The sequence below is a fragment of the Ralstonia sp. Ralssp135 genome, assembly GCF_047304345.1.
GTDB classification, from domain to species: Bacteria; Pseudomonadota; Gammaproteobacteria; order Burkholderiales; family Burkholderiaceae; genus Ralstonia; species Ralstonia chuxiongensis.
The window spans coordinates 264,505-288,068 of the sequence record NZ_JBGLYZ010000002.1 but is presented as its reverse complement, the minus strand read 5'-3'; the positions used below and the strand labels follow the sequence as shown (position 1 = coordinate 288,068).

Below are 23,564 nucleotides of genomic sequence, written 5' to 3'. Positions count from 1 at the left end.
CTCCGGATGGGGGCGGGTTTACCAGGGGTAGTTCGGCAGGAATGTGTCAATTATAGTCCCGTTCCATGTTGTACGACGACTGATGACATACGTGATGACCATGAATCACCCGACCGCCAAAACCCCAGTGCACACACCGCGCGTTACGCGCCTCCAGGTCATTCCGGTGGCTGGCCGAGACAGCATGTTGCTGAACCTGAGCGGCGCACACGGCCCATTCTTCACCCGCAACATCGTCATCCTGGAGGACTCCGAAGGTCATACCGGCGTGGGCGAGGTGCCGGGCGGCGAGTCCATTCGCAAGACCATTGAGGACGCGACGCCGCTGGTTGTCGGACAACCGATCGGCGCGTACAACAACGTGCTCAACAGCGTGCGCCGTCAATTTGCCGATCGCGACGCCAGCGGCCGCGGGTTGCAGACCTTCGATCTGCGCACCACCGTGCATGCGGTGACGGCGCTGGAAAGCGCGCTGCTCGACTTGCTCGGCCAGCACCTGGGCGTGCCCGTGGCAGCGCTGCTGGGGCAAGGGCAGCAGCGCGCCAAGGTGCCGGTGCTCGGCTACCTGTTCTTCGTGGGCGACCGCAAACGCACCGACCTCGACTACGCAGACGGCAGCGACGCCACTGACGACTGGACCCGCGTGCGCCACGAAGAAGCGCTCACGCCGGAAACGGTGGTGCGCTTGGCCAAGGCGGCCCATGCGCGCTACGGCTTCAAGGATTTCAAGCTCAAGGGTGGCGTGCTGAGCGGCGATGACGAAATGGTCGTCACGACAGCATTGGCCGAAGCGTTTCCTGAGGCGCGTGTCACGCTGGACCCGAACGGCGCGTGGTCGCTGGCAGAGGCTATTCGCCTGTGCCGCGACAAGCACGACGTGCTCGCCTACGCCGAAGACCCGTGCGGCGCCGAGGGCGGTTACTCGGGCCGCGAGGTGATGGCCGAGTTCCGCCGTGCCACCGGTTTGCCGACGGCCACCAACATGATCGCCACCGACTGGCGCCAGATGGGGCACGCCATTCAGTTGCACTCGGTCGACATTCCGCTGGCCGATCCGCATTTCTGGACGATGCAGGGTTCGGTGCGCGTGGCGCAGATGTGCGACGACTGGGGCCTGACCTGGGGCTCGCACTCCAACAACCACTTCGACATTTCGCTGGCGATGTTCACGCACGTGGCCGCAGCCGCGCCGGGCAACATCACGGCCATCGACACGCACTGGATCTGGCAAGACGGCCAGCGCCTGACGCGCGAGCCGTTCCAGATCGTGGGCGGCGAGATTGACGTACCGGCGGCACCGGGCCTGGGCGTCACGCTCGACATGGAGCAACTGGAGGAGGCCCACGCGCTTTACAAGCAGCACGGCCTGGGCGCACGCGACGATGCGATCGCCATGCGGCAGCTGATTCCCAACTGGCAGTTCGACAACAAGCGCCCCTGCATGGTGCGCTGACCGCCACGGCGGCACCCCGGGGCGGCGCAAGCGGTATTACGCCGCCTCGTAGATCAATAACCAATAAGAAGACATCGGAGACAACACCGTGAAGACCATCAAGGGCTTGCGCTGGTGGATCATCGTGCTGGTGTGCCTGGGCACGATCGTCAACTATCTGGCGCGTAACTCGCTGGGCGTCCTTGCGCCCACGCTCAAAGACGAGCTGGGGATGAGCACCCAGCAGTATTCCTACGTGGTGGCGGCCTTCCAGGTCGGCTACACGATCATGCAGCCGGTCTGCGGCTTTATCGTCGACCTCGTTGGCTTGCGTATCGGCTTTGCGTTGTTTGGTGTGTTGTGGTCGTTTGCCGGCGTGCTGCATGCGGGCGCAAGCGGGTGGCTGTCGCTGGCGGGTTTTCGCGCCTTGATGGGGCTGACGGAAGCCGCTGCCATTCCGTCGGGCATGAAGGCCGTGGCTGAATGGTTTCCGGACAAGGAGAAATCCGTTGCCGTCGGCTGGTTCAATTCGGGTACGTCGCTCGGTGCGATGTTGGCGCCGCCGCTCGTGATCTTCCTGCATCTGCGTTACGGCTGGCAGTCGGCATTTGTGGTGACCGGCGCCCTCGGCTTCTTGTGGGCCGCGCTGTGGTTCGCGTTCTACCGTTCGCCGAAGGACCATGCCGCGCTGTCCGATGCAGAGCGCGAAAAGATCATCAGCGGGCAGCTTCGTCCCGTCAGTGCCGAGCGTGGCAAGCGCCCCGTCAAGGATGTCGTGACGTCGCGCCGCTTCTGGGCGATTGCGCTGGCGCGCTTCTTTGCCGAGCCGGCGTGGCAGACGTTCAGTTTCTGGATTCCGCTTTACTTCGTGAACGAACGCCATCTCGATCTGAAGGCGATCGCCATGTTCGCGTGGCTGCCGTTCCTGGCGGCTGACCTTGGCGGGCTGGCGGGCGGCTACCTGTCGCCGTTCCTGATCAAGCGTTTCCGCATTCCGCTGGTGTGGTCGCGTGTGTGCGGCGTTGTGCTGGGTGCGTTCATGATGATTGGTCCGGCGTGCGTCGGGCTCGTGGCGTCTCCCTATACGGCGATTGCGTTGTTCTGCGTGGGCGGCTTTGCGCACCAGATGATTTCCGGCCTGGTCAACACGCTGTCTGCGGACGTGTTCGACCCGGAAGAGGTCGGCACCGCCAGCGGCTTTGCCGGCATGGCGGCGTGGATCGGCGGCCTGGGCTTCTCGCTGCTGGTGGGCGCGCTGGCTGACAAGGTCGGCTACGGCCCGCTGTTCGGCCTGCTCGGCGCGTTCGATCTGATTGGCGCGGTGCTGCTGATCGTGCTGATTCGCGGGCAATCGCAGGAAGAGCGCGCCGCGCGTCAGTTGAGTCTTTCTGCTTCACACTGAGTTGAAACCGATGTCCATGTTGCATCCCCCCCGATTCGAACTCCAGGCGCACGAAGGCAACCGGCTGCGCCTAGCCAGCAGCGCCGGCGCTGCGATTGAACTCTTCGTGCTGGAAGAAGACATCATTCGCGTGCTTGTGCTGCCGCAGGGCGATTTGCGCGGCCCTGCCACGTGGTCGATTGCACCGGGCGGTGACGACACGCCGCTCGAAGGGCGCGACCGCCGAGACCTCGCCGGCTTCTCGCTCCCGGCATTCCAGTTGCAGACCGATGCAGACACGCTGCGCGTGGAAACCAGCAAGATCCGCCTGAGCGTTGCGCTCTCCGGTGGTTTTTGCACATGGCAGATCCGCGGGGCGGGCGAATGGCAGACCGTGCTGAACGATCGCCCCACGCAGGCCTACAACTTTGGCTACTGGGACGAGCAGGTCTACCACTACGTGCGCCGCGAACCCGGCGAGATGTACTTTGGCCTGGGCGAGCGCGCCGGTGACATGAACCGTGCGCACCAGCGCTACGAGATGCGCAACATCGATGCGATGGGCTACAGCGCGCGCACGACCGATCCGCTGTACAAGCACATCCCGTTCTATGTGACGTGGCAACCGGAAAACCGCACCGGCTTCGGGCTGTTCTACGACACGCTGTCCGACTGCAGCTTCGACATGGGCCGCGAGCTGGACAACTATCACGGCCTCTATCGCTATTTTGTGGCGCCGCATGGCGATCTCGATTACTACTTCATCGCCTCGCCCGACACGCCGCTCGATGCCACACGCCGCTTTACGTGGATGACCGGCCGCCCCGCGTGGATGCCGAAGTGGGGCCTTGGGTACTCCGGCTCGACCATGACGTACACCGATGCGCCCAACGCGCAGGAACAGATGGCCGAGTTCATCAGGGGGTGCCGTGAGCACGATATCCTGTGCGACTCGTTCCACCTTTCGTCGGGCTATACGTCGATCGGCCCAAAGCGCTACGTCTTCAACTGGAACACTGACAAGTTTCCAGATGCGCGCGGCTTCGTCCAGAGCTATCTGGATGCCGGCATTCGCCTGTGCCCGAACATCAAGCCGTGCCTGTTGCGCGACCACCCGAAGTTTGAAGAAGCCAAAGAAGCCGGCCTGCTGATTTGCGATGCAAAGGGCGAGCCGGCGTGGGTGCAATTCTGGGATGAGGTCGGCGCGTATCTCGACTTCACTAATCCGAAAACGCTCGATTGGTGGAAGGCCAACGTCAAGAGCACGCTGCTCGAGTACGGCATGGCGTCGACCTGGAACGACAACAACGAGTTTGAAGTCTGGACGCCCGACGCTTTCGCGTATGGGTTCGGCAAGAAGGCGCCCATCCGCGAAGCCAAAGTGCTGCACACGATGCTGATGATGCGCGCCTCGCGCGAAGCGCAGCTTGAGTTCGCGCCGCAGCGTCGGCCGTTCCTGGTGTCGCGCTCGGGCGGTGTCGGCATGCAGCGCTACGTGCAGACGTGGTCCGGCGACAATTACACGTCGTGGGAAACGCTGCGCTACAACCTGAAGATGGGTTTGGGGCTCGCGCTGTCGGGTGTCTCGAACATTGGTCACGACATTGGCGGGTTTGCGGGCCCGGCGCCGTCGCCGGAACTGCTGGTGCGCTGGGTGGCGTTTGGCGTGTTCATGCCGCGCTTCTCCATCCACTCGTGGAACGATGACAAGACCGTCAACGAACCGTGGATGTATCCGCAGGTCACCTCGCAAATCGCCTCGCTGATCAAGCTGCGCTATCGGCTGATTCCGTATCTGTACGAACTGCTTTGGCAATCCACGCAGGCCTATGAGCCTGTGCTGCGCCCGACGTTTGCCGAATTTCCGAACGACCGCCGCTGCTACGCCGAGTGCGATGACATGATGCTCGGCTCGTCGTTGCTGGTGGCGCCGACCGTGGACGAAGGGCAGACCGAGCGCACCGTCTATTTGCCAGCCGGCGCACTCTGGGTTTCGTACTGGAGTGGCGAGGCCTTCGACGGCGGACAGACAATCACGCTGCCGTCGCCTTGGGACCAACCGGTCATGCTGATTCGCGAAGGCGGTGTGATCGCGCTGAACGTGGCGGAGCAGCATTTCGATCAGCGCGCCGATCAACGCGGCTTCCTTGTCGTGCCCATGCAAGGTGTTGGCGAATCCGTTGGTGGCTGCATTGAAGACGATGGCGAAACCGAAGCGTGGCGCAGTGGCGAGCAGGGCCGCTGGAGCGTGCGTGCGGTGTCTGACGCCCAGGCCATCACGCTGCACGTATCGCGCGAAGGCAAGATGCCGACGCACGCCGACACGGTCGAAATTTACCTGCCCGCCGGTGATGCGCGACAGGTACAGACGCCGCATGCCCGCGTGCTGGAAATCGATGCTGCGGGTGGCTGGCGCCGCCTGACGTTGCAATTGCTGGCCTAGTGCCGCATCCTCGCCGCGCATCACGTGCGGGGTCCGCAGAGGCCCCGTGATGCACGGTGTTCCTTTGGTGCAGGAGATTTCCGAGATAACAACGATGAAAACCACACGAGCCAAACGTTCCCGCTCCGTCACACCGTTCTACGCTTCGGTTGCACTGCTTTGTGCGGGCGCTTCGATGCACGCCGCAGCGCAAACGTCGGTCACGCTGTATGGCGTGGTTGACAATGCCTTTGCCTATTCGAGCAACCAGGGCGGCCACTCCAACGCCTACATCAATTCGGGTGCCTTGCTGGCCAGCAAGTTCGGCCTGTACGGCACGGAAGACCTGGGCGGCGGCAACACGGCGCTGTTCCGGCTGGAGAGCGGCTTCAATGCCGACACGGGCCAGCAAGCCCAGGCCGGCTATATCTTCAACCGCCAGGCCTACGTCGGCCTGAGCAACACGAACTACGGCCAGATCACGCTGGGCCGTGCGTACACGCCGTACTTCCAGTACGTCGCGTCGCTGGGCCCGACCAACGTGCTGACGGGTGCCACTGGCGCGCACCCGGGCGACGTGGACGCGTTGGATACCACGCTGCGATTCAACAACTCCATCACTTACACCACGCCGGTGTGGGGTGGTCTGCAAGCCGGCGTGCAATACGGCTTTGGCGAGCAAGCCGGCAGCGTTTCGAACGGCAGCAGCGTGAGCACCGCGTTGCGCTACGACTACCAAGCCTTTTCGTGGGGCGTGGGCTATACGCGTCTGAAGAACGTGTCGACCGGCACGACGGCCGGCAATTTCAGCAACGTCGGGACGTTTGCCAACAACTCGCCGGTCAACTCCGGCTATGCCACGGCAGACTCCGCCCAGCTCATCGCTACGGCCGCGCGCTATACGTTCGGCAAGCTGATGGTGGGTCTGAATTACTCGAACGTTCAGTACAAACCAGGCGCGCTGTCGCTGTTCACGCAGTCGGCCACGTTCAATACGGTGGGCGCGATAGCCACCTACGATCTGACGCCCGCACTGCGGCTCGCTTTCGGCTACAGCTACACGGCCGAGAAGGCGCGCAATGGCATCAGCTCGCCGGCCAAGTACAACCAGTTCTCGATGGAGCAGTTGTATTCGCTGTCCAAGCGCACCGCGTTCTATGCGATTCAGGCGTACCAGCGCGCCAACGGCCAGACGCTACGCGCTTCTGGGGCGAGCACGTCAATCGTGGATGCGGTGGCGTCGGTGGGCGACTCGCAGAACGGCACGCCGTCGAACGGGCGCAGCCAGTTTGTGGGCATGGTTGGCATTCGGCATTCGTTCTGATGGATAGCAAGCCCAAAACTTGGCTTGCGCCGGGGCCAATACATACGCTGCAGGCCGGCGCGCTGACGATGGATGTCGCGCCGGCGGCAGGTGGCCGCATTGCCTCGTTGGTTTCGGCCGGCGAGGGCGGCAAGCGGGTCGACTGGCTGGCGCCGATGTCGACGGAGTGCCTGCGCGGCGGTTTCGACGGGCTGGCATGGCCCAAGGCCGGGTGCTATCCGCTGCTGCCGTTCTCCAACCGCATCCGCGATGGGCGCTTCCATTGGGACGGCCGCGAGGTCCGTCTCGCGCCGCATCCGGGCCAAGCGCATGCCATGCACGGGCTGGCGCACGCACGTGTATGGACGGTGAAGCAGGTCACAGCGTCGTCGATCGAACTTGGTTTGCGCTATGTGCCCGAGGCAGACAACTGGCCCTGGCCCTTCACCGCCACACAAACGCTGGTGCTGAGCGAATCCGGTCTGGATGCCGTCATGACGCTGCGCAACGCTGGCGACAGCAGCATGCCGGCTGGTGGCGGCTTCCATCCGTACTTCGCGCGCAGGCCCGATACGCGCGTGCAGTTCGATGCTGCGACGATGTGGCCGACCGATGCGGGTGAAGTCGCCGTCCGCCGCGAGCCGATCACGCCGCAGGAAGACTTCTGCCACGCCCGCGCATTGCCGGATGCGGCGCTCAGCGTCTACTACAGCGAATGGCAGCAGCGTGCCGTGGTGTCGTGCGCGGGCGGTGTGCTGACGCTCAGCGCTGATGACCCGCTCGATCACTTCATCCTGCACGCGCCACACGCGCAGCCGTATTTCTGTCTGGAGCCCATTTCGCACGTGGCCGACGCGATCAACTTGGCGGCCAAGGGATGGGAAGGCACGGGCCTGCGCGTTTTGGCGCCCGGCGAGACGCTGCAGATGCGCATGCAACTGCGCATCGAAACAACGGCCTGAAATGCGACGCCGCGTTAGCGGCGCTCACCGGCCCATGACGCTTCTTTGCCGAACCATTCCGTCAGCCGTTTTGTTTTCTTTGCACTGAAGCAAAAACGCTTCGCAAATCGCGCAAATGAAAAAGGCCCGACAGGCAACTGTCGAGCCTTTTTCATATTCTGGTGGGGCGTGAGTGACTCGAACACTCGACCTACGGATTAAGAGCCCACCCCAATTTATATGCGCGTCAACGGGTTAGGAATAAATACAGTTCCGCAAACGTTCCGGATGTGATGCCTGCGAACCCGCATCCCACCGTATGGCGATCGTGTTTTGCGGAACGGTTTACCGCGTGGGCTTGATCTTATCGTCGCGGCGGTTTCGCACGTAGCGCTCGGTCATCGCGATCGAGGAATGGCCGAGCGCGATTTGTGCGAAAGGAGGGCCAAGGCATGACCATCGACTGGGTGAAATGGGGCGGCATCGGCGCGCTGGTGCTGGGCATCGCCATGGCTGTATATGGCGGTCTGCACCACCTCTACAAATCAGGCTACGCCGCTGGTGCTGCGCACGTACAGCAGCAGTTCGACGCGGCCAAGGAAGCGGCTGAACAGAAGCGCCTCGCCGACGTGCGGGCCGACCGCGCCGAAGAACAGCGGCGGACTCAAGCTCAAGCGGAGATCGCAAATGAAGCCACGAAACAAGCTGCGGCTGCTGCCGGTGTTGCTGCTGATGGGCTGCGCGCACGAGTCGCCCGACTTGTCGCAGCCGCCCGCGTAACCGGCCATTCCGCCGCTGCCAGCACAGGCCCGGGTCAGCCTGGTGGCGACCCCCTCGATGTGCTCGTCGACGTGCTCAGCCGGACTAACGGCGCTGCGGGGCAGCTTGGCGATTACGCCGATCGGCTCAGTGTCGCCGGCATCGCCTGCGAACGCTCCTATGACGCCCTGACGAAGCGTTAAGCTGTATAGAAGCGCGCTTTGTTGCCAGCGAGCGCTTTCAGCACGCTACGCTCGGCGCGGGTCATGGCTTTGACGTAGCGCTTATCTTCAACGCAACAGAGCGTAACCTTGGAAGGGCGGGTGGCGACTGTGCGATCGAAGTCGGTCGAGTTCTTATAGAAAATCACCTTTTCGACGTCATCCCAATGTACCGTCAGCATGTTGTCATCACGCGTGAGTGAAGGTGCATCCATCACAGGTGCCCCTATGATGTTCTTAAGCCAGCCTTCCAGCATCTCAAACTTCTCATCGAGCGTCACCGACTTGTAGAAGCTGAGACCTTCCTTCGGCTTGGCAGGCGATCCGGCAATAACCGCCTCGGCGGGTACATCCTTCGTGATATTCGAAGCGATCAGGGCGACGGCGCGGCGTCCAATGCGCACGCCTGATGCCACAATGCACGAGCCTACAAGCCACACATCGGGCTCGACGTGAATGGGGCGCTCGCCGAACAAGGTGCAGCCCTCGATCTGTTCGCCGGCCGCCACGTGTGACCAGAGCTGCGAATACATGCCGACGCGCACGCCGTTCTCAATGGTCAGGCCCCCGGTCCCATCCAGCACCGTATTCTGGCCAAACCAGCAGTGCTGCCCGATGCTGACGCCGGTTTTCGACAGCACGAGGGTGTCAGCATGCAGCGTTGTCCAATCGCCGATTTCTACCTTGCCACCATCGACGATCATCTTGACGTTATCGCCCAGGGTCACGTAGTCGCCTAGCGTCACGCTTGCAGGCCGGGCGAAGATGATCTGCACGTTTTCACCAATCGAGCATCCATGACCGATCTTGACCGTTCCCGCACCGTTCTTTTTGATTTCAGCCACATTGGTCTCCGTCGTTTTCCGAAAAGTAACGAAGTCTACTATGGCTTGCGAGGTGCTTTGCCAGCCTTGGCAACCTTGGTGGCTTGGCGGAGCTTTTGCGGAAAAGCAAAAGGGTTTCCAGTTGCCTGGAAACCCTTTTTAAATACTGGTGGGGCGTGAGTGACTCGAACACTCGACCTACGGATTAAGAGTCCGCTAGCACTGTACGTAAACACAGCCCACCGGTAAGCCATTCAAGCAAAATCAAGGACTTACCAAAATGAAAAATACTGTATATGTGAACAGTGCTGGACTTCGGAAGGCGAAATTCCACACACTTGCAGCGGTCACTTTGGCGGCCTTTCTGTCGGCCTGCGGTGGCGGCGAAGAAGACACCAACCAACCGCAGAATCCGCCCGTGGTGAAGCCACCGGAGAACGGGGTGTGCTCGACTACGGTGCCCATTCCTCCTGACTGCCCGATCATCAAGAAATGATCAGTCGGGGACAGTTGCGTTCGCTCCGTCGTCTTGGTTGATGGAGCGTTCGCAATGGTTGCGCTGGAATAGATCGAGAAAGCGGCATAGGACACACGCCCAGCGCTTACCTTCCTTGACGCCTTTACCAGCGCGTGAGGACATCGTTTCATTGGCGTCACCACCGGTCAGGACATTAAAACCCTCGTCTAGCCAGCGCAGCCAGTTCATGATGTAGCGGCCAAGCATGATCAACCCCGCCCGTCAGCTTTGGTATTCGGATCGGCTTGCATCTTGCCGCGCCAGAATGACGCCACGCCAAGGATTGACCCCAGCATGATCCACACAGATTCAGGAACAGCGGGAACCGGAATCTTGGCCAGCGGCAAGATGAAGTAATCCCCAAAGACCATGACGCCGGTGACAAAGCCAATGAACGGGCGCCAGGCATAGGTAGGCCAGTGGTCGGACTTGGTTTCAGCCTGAATGGACGTGTTGACCGTGGCTAGTTGGGCGCTTTCCGCCTGCAGTCGGTTACTTTCGGCAGTTACGGCCAGTTCGCGGAGTCGAACAGCTTGTTCGGATTCAATCTGTTTGAGCTTGACGAATGCGTCTGGATTGGTGGCTAGCGCTGCTGAGATTTGCGCCGGATCGTTTGACGTTCCAAGCGCCGAAGCAATAAGGCCACCAACAGCAGCACCAGCGGGGCCGCCAAGCAGGCCACCAAGTATCGGAGCGGCTTTCGCAACATCTGCCGCAATGTCTTTCCATTCCATCTCATGCCCCTTCTTCCATGATCTTGGCGAGACGTTCTGCACGCGCGCCAACCTGTGAATACCACTTCGATGCACGCATGCCAGCCGCCGCAATGTCGTACTTGGCAAAGTGCATCGCGTCTAGCGTGTTCTTAAATCCCTTGAGCGTTCCCCAACCCATGTTGAACACCATGTTTGCGAGAACTCGTTGTCGTGGTTCCTCCATGGCTCGCCACCAGTTGGCGTACTCATCCAGGGTCATCACGGCGATGGCAATGTCTCGATTCAAAAGGCTTTCGATCTGGTCATCCGTCAAAGGCTCATCAGCCTCTGCGTACGGGTAGTGAGGGTCAGCCTGAATGTTGTGACCGACACCAATAGTCGGAATGCCTTGTGAATCCAGATACCGCTTGTTGCGCACACCCTCATCGCGGCGAAGATCGGCTTTGAGGAGTTCGTAATTCATTCCTTTTGCTCCTTCAGGTACTTGCGCCATCCCCACCAGAGTTGAGAGCAGATATAGATGATCGTCAGCAGCGATACGAACCAAGCCAACTCATGGTTAGAGAGCCAAAGCCAGATGTCACCTGCGATGGCAGGAACAATCTGCCCAGTGGCAGACACGATGTCTTTTTTCATTGGCGCGGAGAAAATCAAAAGTAAGGATGGACTACGTAGGAATCACTGATGCCGACACGCATGAAGGTGTCGTCACGACTTCCAGCAGTTGCAGAGCGCCAACGAGTAAGGTTGCCGAGAGCATCATTCACCGGACCTGCATAAGTGAGGATCTTGGCAACCCCAGTGGAGTTGTTGACCACGCGAACCTGACCCGTATAAAGCGCTGCCGTAGAGGTGTTCAGCAGCACATCTACAACCCATACTCCTGGGCTAGCTTGCCATTGCGTAACAAACTGGCTGTAGGTGGGCTTCCCCAGCCACGTTGTGTTTGCTGGTACAAGCGATATGTATTCGTCTTTGGACGGGGTGCCAGTGCCGTATTCGTGGGCAGCTTCTACGCCCGTGATCTTTCCCACCTTGCCATACACATCGCCAGGGATAGTGATCGGTGCTGCAGTTTTACCGGCCAATGCCAAAACGGCTTGGTGCAGAAAACTGATTGAGCCAGTCCGATTGAACTCCGTATTGATGTTGTCGCTGCTGATAGCGCCAGAAATTGGAAGGGTCATTTCTTGCCCTCCACAAGCGCACGCAGGCGTACAACCTCTTTGGCTAGTTCGACGCAAGAGACGAGCGCTGCCTGACCGTAGGCAACGGAGAGATAGCCCTTGGCATCCGTCGAAATGGCGGCCTCAAGTTCTGGGAGATGATCGAGGAACGACTGCGCACCGACCCCGACTTGGCGCTCTTTTGTTTTCTTACGCTCAAAGGTGCCAGATTTGACGCGAGATAGGCGTTCAAGGAATGTCTTGCCTACCGTCTTCCATTTCCTTTTTAGCCTTTCGTCGGAACTGGCGGTGATGCTGCCTGAAAACGTAGCGTTGCCAGAGCTATCAAGCTGCAAAACATTCGTAGCCGCTGAAGTAGTGGTTTCATCTGGCGCCGTGAACACGTACAGAATGCCGCCTGAATTACCAATGCCATAGTTGTGCGTGCCGCCAGAGAATTCGATTGCATTGTTTGCGGACAGCTTGTTAGTGCGGCGCCAGTTCGCAGTTGTCCAAAGTGGGCCAGGGGCTTGGTTTGTCAGTGCTGGAAATGATGCAAACGCAGGGTTCAAAACGCCAACATCAACCTCAGTCAGGCCGCTATCGAGATTGCCAGAATCCCAAGTAACAGTGACTGTCGTAACAGACGTGAATGCGGAAGTCTGAACAGACCCATAGATCGTGCCAGCCGTCACGAAAGCGCGGACGCGACGTCCAGCGCTGTAAATTGCCGTCTGATTCCCGGTGACCGTGAACTGAGTTGCGCTAACATAGGTTGGGCTTTGGCCGTAATTCAGCCATTCCGGGCTGACATACCATGCCGCAACGTCTGCCATCATCTGCCGTGCGCTGTCGTTCACAGTGCTAGGAGGTTGGCCCTCTGCCCAATTGATGGCTGTTGCTGCGGTTGCGTTATTAGCTGGCGTCGTTGACCATTGCCACAGTGACATTTCGGATCACCTATAGTAAAAAACCCGCCACTTGGGCGGGTTGGGAGTGTCTTTGATATGACGGACGATCAGTTTTGGCGTCTCGTCATCACGACCGTATTTGTCGTTGCGGTTGGGATGGCTAAACCACGCATTCGATCATGGCTGGCTTCGCGCAACGGAAGGCGCAAGAAGTAGCCCAGCAGCAGGGCCATACGTGCCGATGAAGTTGCCGACCGGGGCTGCAATGTCGGGACGATTCATCAATAGGCCTTGCACGACCTTTTGACCGGCTTTGGTGTAAGGAAGTGAGCCTAGGCCAATCATCGCTGCAGCAGGCGCGACGGCTTGAGGCGCCACAGCATGGCCGCCTAGCGCAGCGGCACCAGCAGTCAACAGCGAGCGTCCAACAGTACCGCTATCGGGGTATTTCGATCCCAGAACATCCATCGCATTGTTCGCCAGCCCACCGTTCAACCCGCTATTGGTCGCTTTCTGGAAAGCCGTGGCGCCATTACGAACCGCATTCGCGTACTGGCCCGGCGTGAAAACATTGCCTGCATTTGATGCCCCAACAGACCCAGCAGCGCGCTCCAGTTGCTTGTATTGGGCATAAGCTGCGTTAGCTTTGCGCAGGGTTGGCAGCACATCAGCCGGGCTGGACCGACCAACAGCAGAATTAACCGCATCTCCCAAGTCTGAAAGCGCCCCGTTGAGTGCCCACTTGTCGGCATCGGCATTCCCTTTGATCTGGTTTGCCGCCATCCTAGACAGCATGGAACGTGTGTCGCCCCATTGCGAACCAGTCATCTGGCCGTTAGCGAGCTTCTTGGTAATCTGGTTCTGAACAATGTTGTCGAATTGATCTAGTACGCCCGGGGCTTCCTGCGCTAGAGAGTTACGGATTCCAGAAAGATCGGTGGCAAAGTTCTGATCTGCTGCAAACGTCGCTTTCGGTTCAATCGCCTTGTAGACGCTGCCGATCTTGTCACGGACGGCAGCAACTGCATCCGCACCAGTCCCTACATTAGACGGCAATGTTTCACCAATCGGCGACAGAGAGTTGTTGTACGTGGCGCGGTTGAAGTCTTCGACTGCTCGACGCTGGCCATTCTTGATGAAGTCACCAAGAACGGGAACACTGGTCAACTTGTCTTCGGTACGCTGCCAAGCGCCGCCTAGGATTTGCCCAGGCGTCATCGTTACGCCAGCATTTGCCAAAGCCTGACGCGCCGGGTCTGTAACGCCTCGTACAGCGGCGCCAATACCAGACATGATCGGCACTGCAGCGCCACCAACAGCGGCTCCGACTGCGACGTTCTTTTTCAGTTGGTCGCCATACGAGTTGTTCTGATCTGTTACGACAGGCGCTAGCAAACCATTTGCCGCACCCATCCCGGCACCTACCGCTGTGCGCCCCAGCAAACTCATGCCAGCAGTTTCGGGAGCAGCAATAGCCAAGGGTGCGCTGCCAACAAGGTTACCGCCAATGCGCCACCAATCCGTGGGGAGTTGGGGCTGCTGGCCCGTTACCAACGAGGACAGACGCGGTTGGGCGGCTTGGCGCTGGGCTTGGTAGTTCGCCTCTCGGTCGTTGACAAACTGGTCCATGCCGCCAGACGGGATGCGTAGCGAATCGGGGATGATCCCTTTGTCATTCAACCAGTTATTGACCGTGCGAATCGTGTCCGTGACGCCTTGCGGGAGCATGTGCGAGGTGTGCTGACCAATCGCAAAAGCTGGGTCCATCACGCCAGTGGCAAAGCTCGTGGCGCTAGTGGCGGGCGACACTTGCGGAGCGCGCATAACTGGTGGCACAGCGGATTGGGCTGCCTGCGCGGGTGCCTGCGCTTGCTGTCCAAGATAAGAATCAAAGCTCTGCGCCTGCGCCTGCGGCTGATCTGCATTCAGGTAATCATCAAATGCGCTCATTTCAGCAGCCCATTGTTGAATGCCCATTCGAAGTTGGCGCGCAGGGATGGATTTGCCTTGATCGCCGCTTGAACTGCCGAACGCTGCTGCGGGCCGCTCATGGTCAGAATGGGAGCCATTGATGGCTTGATGTTCTGATCAAACGCGGCTGACTGCTGCGTGAACGCTTTTTCGTCGCCACGCTGATAGACCGGCGTCAGGAACTGCGTTTTCAGGTGCGAGATGTCGAGGTTGTTCAGTTGGGTACCAAGACCGCTCATCATTGCAGATTGCGGCTTGTCGTAGGTCGGGACAGCCTCATCAATCGTCGCTCGAGCGGCATCCGTCCCGCCAGAACCAAGAGCCTTACCTTGCAACGCAACGTAGGTAGCGTGCAGCTTCTGATACTTGGCGGCATCTGGGCTGAGGCGCGTGCTCATGTTCTCTGGCAATGCACCGCCGACAATCGCTCCGCTCAGGCCCTTGTTATTCGCCAGTTGCATCATTTCGTCCAGCGCTTCTCGAGATTGCTGGTAGTTGGCGTCCGCGTTAGAGAGCGAGCCATACGCATTAGCCATCTGCTGGCTGGGAGCGCCCTGGGATGTGTTGGCTGCAGTCGTCGCGCCAAGAGGCGCCTGCGCATACATCTGGCCTGACGGTTGTGCTCCGCCACCAAAAACCGCTTGCGGACCATTCTCGTGCAGCATGATCGCGGTGGCGATAGCTTGACGATGCGCCGGGTTGGTCAGGTCAACCCGCTGATTTGGTCCGATACCAAGACGCTTTGAAACGTCCGAGATATAGGCTTGCGTGTCATTTTCGTTGGGAGGCGCCCACTTGGAAATGACGCCAGAAAGCGTGTTGACACCTTGCTTGCCGTAGTTCGCAAGATTCGCATCCATCGCCGCCAAGCCGCTTTGCATATCCGGATACTGGGCCAAGCGGCCACCTGGCATGAGTGCACCTGGGTTGTTGTTTCGCAAAGGAGCCGGAACTCCAGAACCGCCAGTCGCCGCAGCAGTGCGGTTCGTAATTGGTAGAGGATTGCCGTTCGCATCAACGCCCGAGTAGGGGAGCGCGCTGCCTTCGCCAGCAGCCTTGGCCGCCGACATTTGGCCTTCAACGGTAGCTGCGCCAGGAAGCGTGTTGATCGCAACCACATTACCGCTTGCATCGAATACTGGTGTACCCCCGGTGGGAACATGAGGATTGAACGCCAGCGGCTGCATGCTCATAGGATCACGCAGAATGGCACCTGGGCGAGCATTGACCGGCGCAATGTAGTTGGCCTTGCTCACCCCCATACGGTTTGCCGCTTGAATATCCTGCGGCGCCATACCGCCCTGAACGCCCATCTTGGTGATGTCGGTAGGCATCATGGCCGCAAGCGTCGGGTCATGGTCAACCGCGATCTTCATTAGCTCGCCACCACCCTGAATCCCGGCCATGTTCATCAACATACCCTGTTGGAACAGTTGCTGCGGGGTCTTGCCGTAGATGGATGCGCCCGGTTGTTGCGGAGTCGGTGCTTGCGGCTGCGGGGTGCCTTGCGCAACTGTGGGCGACAGCAGGCCGCCTTCCGGATTCGTCGGAACGCCAAGCAGGCTAGTAGGCGCCTGTTGAGGTTGGGGCTGCTGCCCCATATCGCCACCAAGAAGGCCCTGCATTGCGCGCATCTTCAGCATGTTTTGCTGCATCTGCACGCCGTTCCCAATGCCCTGCAGGCCGCCTTGTACGCCAGCACCCATCGCCTGGCCCATGGAAACAGGAATGCGCGAAGGGGCCGCGCTCGCAAGCAAGCCCTGCGCAAGCCCAAGCATCCCCATGCTTTGGGGATTAGCTAGCATCCCCATCAAGCCGCCGCCGTCAGGTTGATTGTCCCAAAGCGACATATCAGGCCCCCATGAACATTGAGGGATTCATTTGACCTCCGCCCAGCATCATTGACGACTTAGGTTCTGATCCAAAGCCAAACGCACCTGGGACATTCAGCGGCGAAGACGGCATTGGAGTTTGGGGGGCAGCAGACATTCCCTGATTTCCCATGCCCATCAAGCCACCTTGTTTAGCCATCATCGCAAGTGGCAGCGCAGCGCTCATCAGGTTCTGGCCAATTCCCATGCGCTGGCCAGGATTGGCTTGATTCATCAAGTTCATTGCAGCCATCCCCATCATGGGATTCATCTGCATTTGACCTGGCTGCATTTGCTGACCGGTGAATATGCCTTGCGTCGGAGTCTGCGTGCCGTAGTTCAGAGGCGCGTTTTGGAAACCAAAGTAGTTATTCATTTTTCACCTCAAAGCATACCGAGCAAGCCGCCCGCTGCGGCACCAACACCCATACCAACCGGACCGAACATACTGCCCATCATTGCTCCACCCATGGCACCCCCCATGCCGCCAGCCATACGGTTTTGGTAGTACGGTTGCGTCGATGTAGAAGTGCCGCCGTATTGGCCTTGGATCAGGTTCGAGTAGTTGTTTAGCAACTGCCATGGCGCACTAATCTGCTGCTGATTGAGTGCCTGCTGATTTCCGCCCATGTTGTACAGGTTCGATACAGCGCCGTTCACCGAATTGACGATATTCGGGGCATTTGCCGCGCCCGCAAGCTGCTGTTGCGCGGCAGTGTTGTAGTTGGTCGAAAGCCCCTGCGCACCCTGCAACATGTTTTGCATGTTGTTTTGGTACATGCCTCCATAAAGATTGTTCATGGAGTTGCCCAGCTGGGTAGCAAGGTCTTGCTGGTTCTGGCTGACGGCATTGCCGTAGGCGCCTGAACCGTATCGACCTGAGCCAGCAAATGCGCTCGCTGTCTGTGGCGCTGTTGCGGTCTGATATGCCCGTGTAATGCTGTCTGCGGCGGCGTTAGCCATCCCCGTCATATACGGGTTGTTCATCATGTCGCCACTAGCGAACTTGTTAAACGCAGCGCTGCCAGGGTTGGAATTCAGGTAGTTCCCATTCAGCAGGTTCGTTGTGTAGTTGCCCGCCGCATTGTTGACGGACGCCGCATTCCCAATGTTGGTGCCGTTGGCTACTCCCTGAGTCATCCCGATAGCCTGCTGCTGCATAGGGGTGAACCCGGCAACTGAAGATGCGGGGTTGCTGGCATACTGGTTGTATGTGTTGTGAGCGCCTTGGAAAACATCGCTCAAATAGGGTTGCTGCCCCGCCCAAGGATCGCTCTTTGTTACGGTTTGTGTGCTTCCGCCGCCGCCGCTCATAGTGGTTTCTCTAGATAGACGTGGGTTTTGTCGTATCCAGGTAGCGCCTTTTCCCACCCAGGCCGCGCCTGCAATTCCATTGCGTCGCATCCTTGCGACTTCGCCCAGGCTTCAATCTGAGCGATGCATTCCTTTTCCCATTCCTTTCGGTTGCGCCCCGTGACGATTCGGATCGTGCAAACGCACTGCTTGGGGTAATTCACCAATCGGGTAACGCCTACCGCATAAGCGGTTTCAGTGCGCCAGATCCACAACTGATCCTCTCGATTCAAAAGCCCTTGCTTGATGTCTTGCGCATCAAACTTTCCGCGACTGCGCTTGCAGGCGGAAGAAATCCAAGGCAATACTTCTCCCCACACCGATTCAATATCGGTGTTCGGAATTCCGTAGAGCATGTTTATCCGACCAAGAGAGCGTTGAACGTGCGGTCAGTCGTGGCCGTACTGGCGTGCGTCAATGTGGCGCTGCCGTTGGTCTGCGCTGACACATAAAGTCCACCCAAGGCCGCTGCTGCGTTTGCTGTCAACGGTGAAAAGAAAATCCCGGTGTTCGCGCCAATCCGCTTATCGGTGAGCGTCGTCGTTGTCGCAGACGGAGCGAGCGTTACCTGAACAACATTGTTGGTCTTGCCCTGCAAAAGACTGTTTGCAAGGCGTGCAATTTGGCGGCGATGCTCTTTCTCGTCCGAAATAAGTTCTTGGACGCCCGAATATCCCTTCTGTACTGCAGTCATCTGCGCCCCGACTCGTGGATGCAGTCTTCGGGTATCTCGATCCCCTGCAGATGGTTGAACGATCCGGTTGTCTGGATGCGAGCGCGCAGATAACGGCCATCAGCACGCACGGGGCATTCCCCGTTGTCGTCAATCACGCTTGGCTGACCAAAGGTCACGGCATCCACGAGACGATTGCGCGTCCCGATCTGAACGCTTGGTGTGCCGCCATCGATCACAGGCCGCGTGCTGGTCAGGAATGCTCGATTGCCCTTGTTTCCAAACGGCTCCAGTTCTACCGTGTCTGCGGTAGCATTTGCTGGCGCCCCCGTGAAGTACGAGAGCTTATGCGTCGGGCTAAAAGCGCCCATCAGCACCTGACCGCCAGTCCATACACGCGAATCCAGCGAGAAAGGCAACGTGTCAAGGTTGTAGATGCCGCCCGCATAGGTATCCAACGAATCTAGCGAATAACCTTGCGTGATCGCGCGAAAGATGTATTCCGCATTGACTTTCGCAAAGCCCCACTTGTTCAGCGCCCAGTTGTAGACAAGCAGTGAATCCGGAACCCCACCAGAGGAATACACAGATGGATAAAGCCACATTACCAAGCGATTGATCGGGTCAACTGCGCCGACCACATTCGCCAAGTAAGACATGTTCACCGTTGACCAAAATGTGCGGTCCACTCGGTCAACGCCAATCGGCGTAGAGGTCGATCCATCAAATGCGTAAAAACCATCTTCGCCAAGGTAATAGACCAGCGCGCCAAGCTGGCAAATGCTTTTCGGGGCAGGCGTGCCGCGCGAGCCTTCAGCCGGGTAAAAGCCAAACACAGTTGGCGACCCCTGGAAGACCACACGGAAAATTCCGCGCTCAAAAAAAATGGCACCATCTGCGGTGCCAAGGTTGCCAACGATTCCCTGTATCCATCCCTGATCGCCAGGAATGATCTGCGATCCCGCTAGTAGCTGGGCCTCCGTTACGCTGCCCTGTGCCGGCCAGTTGGTAGGATCGTCAATCGCGCACCATTGAACACGCTGTGGCTGCGCTCCGTTCGTAGAGTCGTATGTGTTACCGACCATCACCCAATCTTTGATTGTGGTGATATAGCGCGCCTGTGGAGCGCTTGCAGCTAAATCCGTAAACTGCGTGCTTGACCCAAGCGTGAAAGACTTGAGATTCAAGCCGAACCCTGCGCCGATAACTCGCTGCCCGTATTGTGTGAAGGCCCAACGCTCACCCGATGGCAGAGAAAGTGCCGTATTCAGCGTCGTAAAGTTGGAATTCCCTGGCGCCAGCTCATACAAATTGTTTTGGTCGCCAGCAAACAGATAATTGTTTGCTCCGGTATCAATCGCGACAATTGCGCCCAAGCATTGGGATGACAAGCCGTTACCGCTGTAGTTCGTCAGCGTTCCAACCGGCCCCCATGACTCTTTCGTCTTCGGAAAGAGGTTCACGATATTGGCAGATGTACCGCTTGAGTTGTTCGGCGGCAGATCCGGGGCGTAGTCAGCGATTTGGAGCAGCATCAGGCAGCCGCCATTGCGATAGACGAACCGGACAATTCTTCAGCCTTGTCCGCCAGGATGAAACTTTGCAGTTGCTGCGTGTAAAGACTGTCCCACACGCCGTAAGCCTCTTCATCCTTGTTGAATCGCGCGGCAGCTCGGTTGACTGCAGCAAGCAGAATCGTCGGAATCGTGCTGGTCATCCACGTTGTGCTGTTCGCGCTGGTAAGTTGAGCGGAGCGCTGCCAGTAAATGCCTGTGATCGTGTAAGCCGAGTCTGGATATGGTCCAAACACGAAGTTTTGACCAACACGAGCCATGTATTGGGGCGTACCCGATGCCGTTTGGTCCGGATACTGCGTGTAGATGAACTCAGGCGTGCGCCGCTCAACCTCAAAGGTGTTGCCGCTGATCGAAACCAACGCAATCTTGATGCCCAGATAGCCAGATGGCACCGCAGCAACGCCATTGCTGATTGTGACGTTTAACGCCGATTCAATCGGTTGCACACCCTTACCCTGATTTAGCGCAAATATGTCTCGATAGATGTCAGCTTCTGCAATTTGGATAAAGTAGTCTATCCAATTGCCAAGATCAGAGCGAGCAAACCAGTCCTGTACGGCCTGCTTCAGCGAGTTGTAGTCATAGACCCCAGCCGTACCCAATGGGTATGTCGGGGCAACGGCTGGAACAAAGATTGTCATACAATCAGTCTCGGGGGCAAATGTTTATGATTAGCTTACACTATGCAGTGCTGCTATCAGTTATTAGGCCAAGGCCTGCAAGCGCAGACAATAAAGAGCCAAGGGCCGCATTACCACCTTTAGCGCCAGAAACGGTTGGCTTTGCAACAGGCGATGCACCATAAAATCCTCGCGTATTTGGCCCGATTGTGTCTTGTTTGACGTTAGATACCCAAAACTGTTGTGTTCCGCTTCCATAGTGATAATGCACAACATCATTAGCACTACCGCCAGAAACAAGCTGGTCTGCTGATCCAATTACTGTGTTATTGCTGGCAGGCCCGTTGATGTACAACAGCTGATGCGGATTGCGTACCAGTTCCGCATCAAGCGTGCCGCTAGTGACATTACGTACAGAGCGCTTGATTGTAGCCGTGCCAGTGTCCGTAAAGGCGCCTCCACTCAAAGCATAGCGAAGCTTCACGAACTCATTGTCAGTGCCGCTGTTGTTGACGGTATTGTAATTTCCGCTCAACACCAGATTTGATGTTCCGGCAAACGTCGATGTAGTCGAAGATAGAACATTATCAAAGACGTTGTAAGATCCAACACAATTAATATCAATAGTCGTGTTGAATTCCAGGTCCGTGTTAATAAAGCGATTCCATTTCGAACCGCTCTGCACGCTAATACCGCCAGAATTAGACTCGCTTGTTCCTCCGATGAACGTGCATTGCACTGCATTGGCGAGATTGATGCCATAGCCAGATGCAATGCCCTCCAAGACAGGATCGTAAAACGTACAGTCGGAAGTAGCCTCCCCTGCACCACGTTGATCCAGCAAAATTCCTGTAGTTGGAACCGGGGAGAATGCAGGCTCGCCCAGAGGACTAGCGGACACACGATAGCCATTGCACACACACCACAGCACATGAACAGCTGCTTGTGCAACATCGCGCACGGAAACATCGAAGTACGAATGATGAACTGCCCGTGTGTATAAACCGTCAGTGGAATTGGCATTGCCCTGAATGCGTAGGCCGCCTTCAATTCGTACACGATACACGCCAGACCCAGAGGCGCCCCCGTCAACATTGAAGGCAATCCCAGTGCCAGTATGCTTGAACACGGCACCGACTTGAGCAATTAACGTAGCACTAGCAATGGCCCAGTTGGGACTTGTCGCATAAGAATAAACGCCAGCAGGTATAACAACACGGGGGCCAGTCAATGTCGCATTAAAAGATGCCATCCATGACGCAACTGCGTTGAGTTGCGCAGTGTTGTCAGCATTGCTTGGAAGTACGCCGAACTGCCGGATAGAAATATTTCCGGTGAACTGTAACTTCCATCGCCCACCATCCGCCGCAACAATTACAGTTCCGCCATTGTCTGTGCTTGTTGTATCTGATGAATCATACCAATATGTTCCACCCCCGCCGTCTCCTGCTGTGGAATATCCAAATACAAATGTTTTGCTAAAAGAGGTATGACTTTGTGACCGCAGAGCGGCAATTGTATCTACGGTGTTTTCATACCCTGCAACACCAGAAATTGTGACACCAGATATTGTGCCGCCAGTAATGGCTACGGAATTAGAATTTTCCGTAGCCATGCTCCCCAAGCCTAAGTTTGTGCGAGCCGTGGAGGCAGAATTCAAGTCCGATAAATTGCTGGCAACCGCCAAGGCGCCAATATTGTTAGCGGCGGTTGCGCCTGCTACGTTGGCTCCGGTTCCGCCTTCTGATACGCCAAGCGGCGTAGTCAACCCCGTAAGGGTTGTGATGTCATTATTAGCGCCACTTGCAGCAGCACCAAGATTAGCCCGCGCTCCCGAAGCCGTAGTCGCCCCAGTCCCACCATTTGCAACTGGAACAGGCGTGTTATTTCCTTGAACCATCTGCGCAATCAATGCGCCGGTAGCCTGCTTGAGAATGCCACCTTGCTGAATGCTAATGATGTCAACGGAATTAACGCTAGAGGCGACACCTTGATCAGCCGGGATGCCATCAAGCAGCATCACGTCATTGACTTGCAGAGGCTGGATGTTGGGGCCGCTGATGTAGAGCTGGTAATGCCCGTCAGCGGCGTAAAAAGAGAATGAGCCGTTCGTGTCGGTCGTGAGCGGATTGGTGGTAACAGTCGCACCGTTATCCGAATAGATCGTTGCAGCCATTCCTGACGGCCACAGATTCACTTGCACCAACGCGCCAGATACCGGGGCGCCAGTCGGACCCGCAACGGAATTGATGTATCGCTGCATGGTCAGATCTGCCGGTTCGTGGTGCGGAATTTGGCGTATTCAGGGCCAGTCAGGATCTTTTTGACCATGGGCCAGTGATCTTTGATCTGGTAATCCCAGCCGTACTTGGTGCGAATGTCGAGCATCACAGTCATGGGGACGCGCATCACATGCTTAAACTCGCCCATGCGCTCGAATGCACCTTCGGCGGCACGCTTCTCATGCGTGTACTTGAGCAGCGATTCGACATCTTCCGAGTACTTGACGTGCAGCTTGTCTTCCTCTTCGTGAACGGTGATGTTTGCCATGATCAGTGCGTCGCTTCAACGATGTTGCAAGTACCGGTAGACGCGCCGTCTTGAATCACGGCGATCTTTTCACCTGGGGCCACCTTCATCAGAAGCGGCGGATCTGTTGCCTTGATCAGCATGTCAGTGGTAACGGCAGTAACGGTTCCCGTGCCCACGCGCAAATGGCAATTGCCAGTCGTGGAAACATAGATGGCGTATGTGCTTGCGCCGATTGCGGCGGATGATGCTGAACTCGCGCCAACCGTGATGTTTTGACCCGTTCCAGCGATAGGCTTGAACGGCGAAATCGTGAGCCAACCCATTTAGGACTCTCCAAAAGAAAAGGGGCGACCGAAGCCGCCCCGTTATTGCAA

General features: G+C 58.0%; 25 protein-coding genes. 7 read left to right on the top strand and 18 right to left on the bottom strand.

Translation table 11 applies throughout. From position 1 onward, the window contains the following. The first annotated feature begins 82 nt into the window (after positions 1 to 82). The 6 genes from gudD (at position 83) to ACCD03_RS03580 (ending at position 8,441) form a co-directional block, all read left to right on the top strand. Positions 83 to 1,453 carry a glucarate dehydratase gene (gene gudD / locus ACCD03_RS03605; RefSeq protein WP_325654991.1) on the top strand — a complete coding sequence of 457 codons (1,371 nt, stop codon included), beginning with the start codon at positions 83 to 85 and terminating at the stop codon, positions 1,451 to 1,453. A gap of 88 nt (positions 1,454 to 1,541) precedes the next feature. Continuing rightward, complete coding sequence (locus ACCD03_RS03600) at positions 1,542 to 2,834, top strand: MFS transporter (protein ID WP_253536786.1); 1,293 nt, start codon at positions 1,542 to 1,544, stop codon at positions 2,832 to 2,834. 10 nt (positions 2,835 to 2,844) lie between these two features. Further along, positions 2,845 to 5,256 (top strand): TIM-barrel domain-containing protein, encoded by a 2,412-nt coding sequence (locus ACCD03_RS03595; protein WP_413410885.1) that lies wholly within the window; start codon positions 2,845 to 2,847, stop codon positions 5,254 to 5,256. A 94-nt stretch (positions 5,257 to 5,350) separates the two neighbouring features. After that, positions 5,351 to 6,559, top strand: coding sequence for a porin (locus ACCD03_RS03590; protein ID WP_325654987.1), 1,209 nt, complete (start codon positions 5,351 to 5,353; stop codon positions 6,557 to 6,559). Beyond that, positions 6,559 to 7,500, top strand: a complete 942-nt coding sequence (locus ACCD03_RS03585) for an aldose 1-epimerase (RefSeq protein WP_413410884.1) — start codon at positions 6,559 to 6,561, stop codon at positions 7,498 to 7,500. Before ACCD03_RS03590 ends, ACCD03_RS03585 begins: the two co-directional genes overlap by 1 nt. Positions 7,501 to 7,931: 431 nt before the next feature. Further along, on the top strand, positions 7,932 to 8,441 hold the full coding sequence (locus ACCD03_RS03580; protein WP_325654983.1) for a DUF2514 family protein: 510 nt from the start codon (positions 7,932 to 7,934) through the stop codon (positions 8,439 to 8,441). Here the strand turns inward: ACCD03_RS03580 and ACCD03_RS03575 are convergent. Then, positions 8,438 to 9,304, bottom strand: a complete 867-nt coding sequence (locus ACCD03_RS03575; protein ID WP_325654981.1) for an acyltransferase — start codon at positions 9,302 to 9,304, stop codon at positions 8,438 to 8,440. The genes ACCD03_RS03580 and ACCD03_RS03575 overlap by 4 nt on opposite strands. Before the next feature lie 259 nt (positions 9,305 to 9,563). Here ACCD03_RS03575 and ACCD03_RS03570 point away from each other — a divergent pair, with 259 nt between their 5' ends. Next, the gene (locus tag ACCD03_RS03570) at positions 9,564 to 9,779 is read left to right on the top strand and encodes a hypothetical protein (protein ID WP_413410883.1); all 216 of its coding nucleotides are present in this window, start codon (positions 9,564 to 9,566) and stop codon (positions 9,777 to 9,779) included. On the opposite strand, the gene ACCD03_RS03565 is transcribed toward ACCD03_RS03570, so the two are convergent. The 17 genes from ACCD03_RS03565 to ACCD03_RS03485 form a co-directional block, all read right to left on the bottom strand. Further along, positions 9,780 to 10,007: a hypothetical protein gene (locus ACCD03_RS03565; RefSeq protein WP_413410882.1), complete on the bottom strand. Its 228-nt coding sequence runs from the start codon at positions 10,005 to 10,007 to the stop codon at positions 9,780 to 9,782. It abuts the gene before it with no gap. Between the two features lie 2 nt (positions 10,008 to 10,009). Next, positions 10,010 to 10,534, bottom strand: a complete 525-nt coding sequence (locus tag ACCD03_RS03560; protein WP_413410880.1) for a 3TM-type holin — start codon at positions 10,532 to 10,534, stop codon at positions 10,010 to 10,012. A gap of 1 nt (position 10,535) precedes the next feature. Further along, entirely contained in the window at positions 10,536 to 10,979 is a 444-nt protein-coding gene (locus ACCD03_RS03555; RefSeq protein ID WP_413410879.1) for a glycoside hydrolase family protein, read from the bottom strand. Beyond that, entirely contained in the window at positions 10,976 to 11,152 is a 177-nt protein-coding gene (locus tag ACCD03_RS03550; protein WP_413410878.1) for a hypothetical protein, read from the bottom strand. The genes ACCD03_RS03555 and ACCD03_RS03550 overlap by 4 nt, the downstream gene beginning before the upstream one ends. Before the next feature lie 14 nt (positions 11,153 to 11,166). Next, complete coding sequence (locus ACCD03_RS03545; protein ID WP_413410877.1) at positions 11,167 to 11,703, bottom strand: hypothetical protein; 537 nt, start codon at positions 11,701 to 11,703, stop codon at positions 11,167 to 11,169. Beyond that, positions 11,700 to 12,632 carry a tail fiber domain-containing protein gene (locus ACCD03_RS03540; protein WP_413410876.1) on the bottom strand — a complete coding sequence of 311 codons (933 nt, stop codon included), beginning with the start codon at positions 12,630 to 12,632 and terminating at the stop codon, positions 11,700 to 11,702. The genes ACCD03_RS03545 and ACCD03_RS03540 overlap by 4 nt, the downstream gene beginning before the upstream one ends. A gap of 138 nt (positions 12,633 to 12,770) precedes the next feature. Continuing rightward, the gene (locus ACCD03_RS03535; RefSeq protein WP_413410875.1) at positions 12,771 to 14,570 is read right to left on the bottom strand and encodes a hypothetical protein; all 1,800 of its coding nucleotides are present in this window, start codon (positions 14,568 to 14,570) and stop codon (positions 12,771 to 12,773) included. Further along, positions 14,540 to 16,414, bottom strand: a complete 1,875-nt coding sequence (locus ACCD03_RS03530; RefSeq protein WP_413410873.1) for a hypothetical protein — start codon at positions 16,412 to 16,414, stop codon at positions 14,540 to 14,542. Before ACCD03_RS03530 ends, ACCD03_RS03535 begins: the two co-directional genes overlap by 31 nt. Position 16,415: 1 nt before the next feature. Further along, the gene (locus ACCD03_RS03525; RefSeq protein WP_413410872.1) at positions 16,416 to 16,811 is read right to left on the bottom strand and encodes a hypothetical protein; all 396 of its coding nucleotides are present in this window, start codon (positions 16,809 to 16,811) and stop codon (positions 16,416 to 16,418) included. Positions 16,812 to 16,819: 8 nt separating this feature from the next. Further along, positions 16,820 to 17,749 (bottom strand): hypothetical protein, encoded by a 930-nt coding sequence (locus ACCD03_RS03520; protein ID WP_413410871.1) that lies wholly within the window; start codon positions 17,747 to 17,749, stop codon positions 16,820 to 16,822. Then, positions 17,746 to 18,144 carry a hypothetical protein gene (locus tag ACCD03_RS03515; protein WP_413410870.1) on the bottom strand — a complete coding sequence of 133 codons (399 nt, stop codon included), beginning with the start codon at positions 18,142 to 18,144 and terminating at the stop codon, positions 17,746 to 17,748. The genes ACCD03_RS03520 and ACCD03_RS03515 overlap by 4 nt, the downstream gene beginning before the upstream one ends. A gap of 2 nt (positions 18,145 to 18,146) precedes the next feature. Beyond that, a complete protein-coding gene (locus tag ACCD03_RS03510) occupies positions 18,147 to 18,482 on the bottom strand; it encodes a hypothetical protein (RefSeq protein WP_413410869.1) in 336 nt (111 codons plus the stop codon). Continuing rightward, positions 18,479 to 19,996, bottom strand: coding sequence for a hypothetical protein (locus ACCD03_RS03505; RefSeq protein WP_413410868.1), 1,518 nt, complete (start codon positions 19,994 to 19,996; stop codon positions 18,479 to 18,481). The genes ACCD03_RS03510 and ACCD03_RS03505 overlap by 4 nt, the downstream gene beginning before the upstream one ends. After that, entirely contained in the window at positions 19,996 to 20,679 is a 684-nt protein-coding gene (locus ACCD03_RS03500; RefSeq protein WP_413410867.1) for a hypothetical protein, read from the bottom strand. Before ACCD03_RS03500 ends, ACCD03_RS03505 begins: the two co-directional genes overlap by 1 nt. A gap of 40 nt (positions 20,680 to 20,719) precedes the next feature. Beyond that, the gene (locus ACCD03_RS03495) at positions 20,720 to 22,921 is read right to left on the bottom strand and encodes a hypothetical protein (RefSeq protein ID WP_413410866.1); all 2,202 of its coding nucleotides are present in this window, start codon (positions 22,919 to 22,921) and stop codon (positions 20,720 to 20,722) included. 2 nt (positions 22,922 to 22,923) lie between these two features. Further along, on the bottom strand, positions 22,924 to 23,208 hold the full coding sequence (locus tag ACCD03_RS03490; protein WP_413410865.1) for a hypothetical protein: 285 nt from the start codon (positions 23,206 to 23,208) through the stop codon (positions 22,924 to 22,926). Positions 23,209 to 23,210: 2 nt separating this feature from the next. After that, positions 23,211 to 23,513 carry a hypothetical protein gene (locus tag ACCD03_RS03485; protein WP_413410864.1) on the bottom strand — a complete coding sequence of 101 codons (303 nt, stop codon included), beginning with the start codon at positions 23,511 to 23,513 and terminating at the stop codon, positions 23,211 to 23,213. Positions 23,514 to 23,564 lie beyond the last annotated feature (51 nt).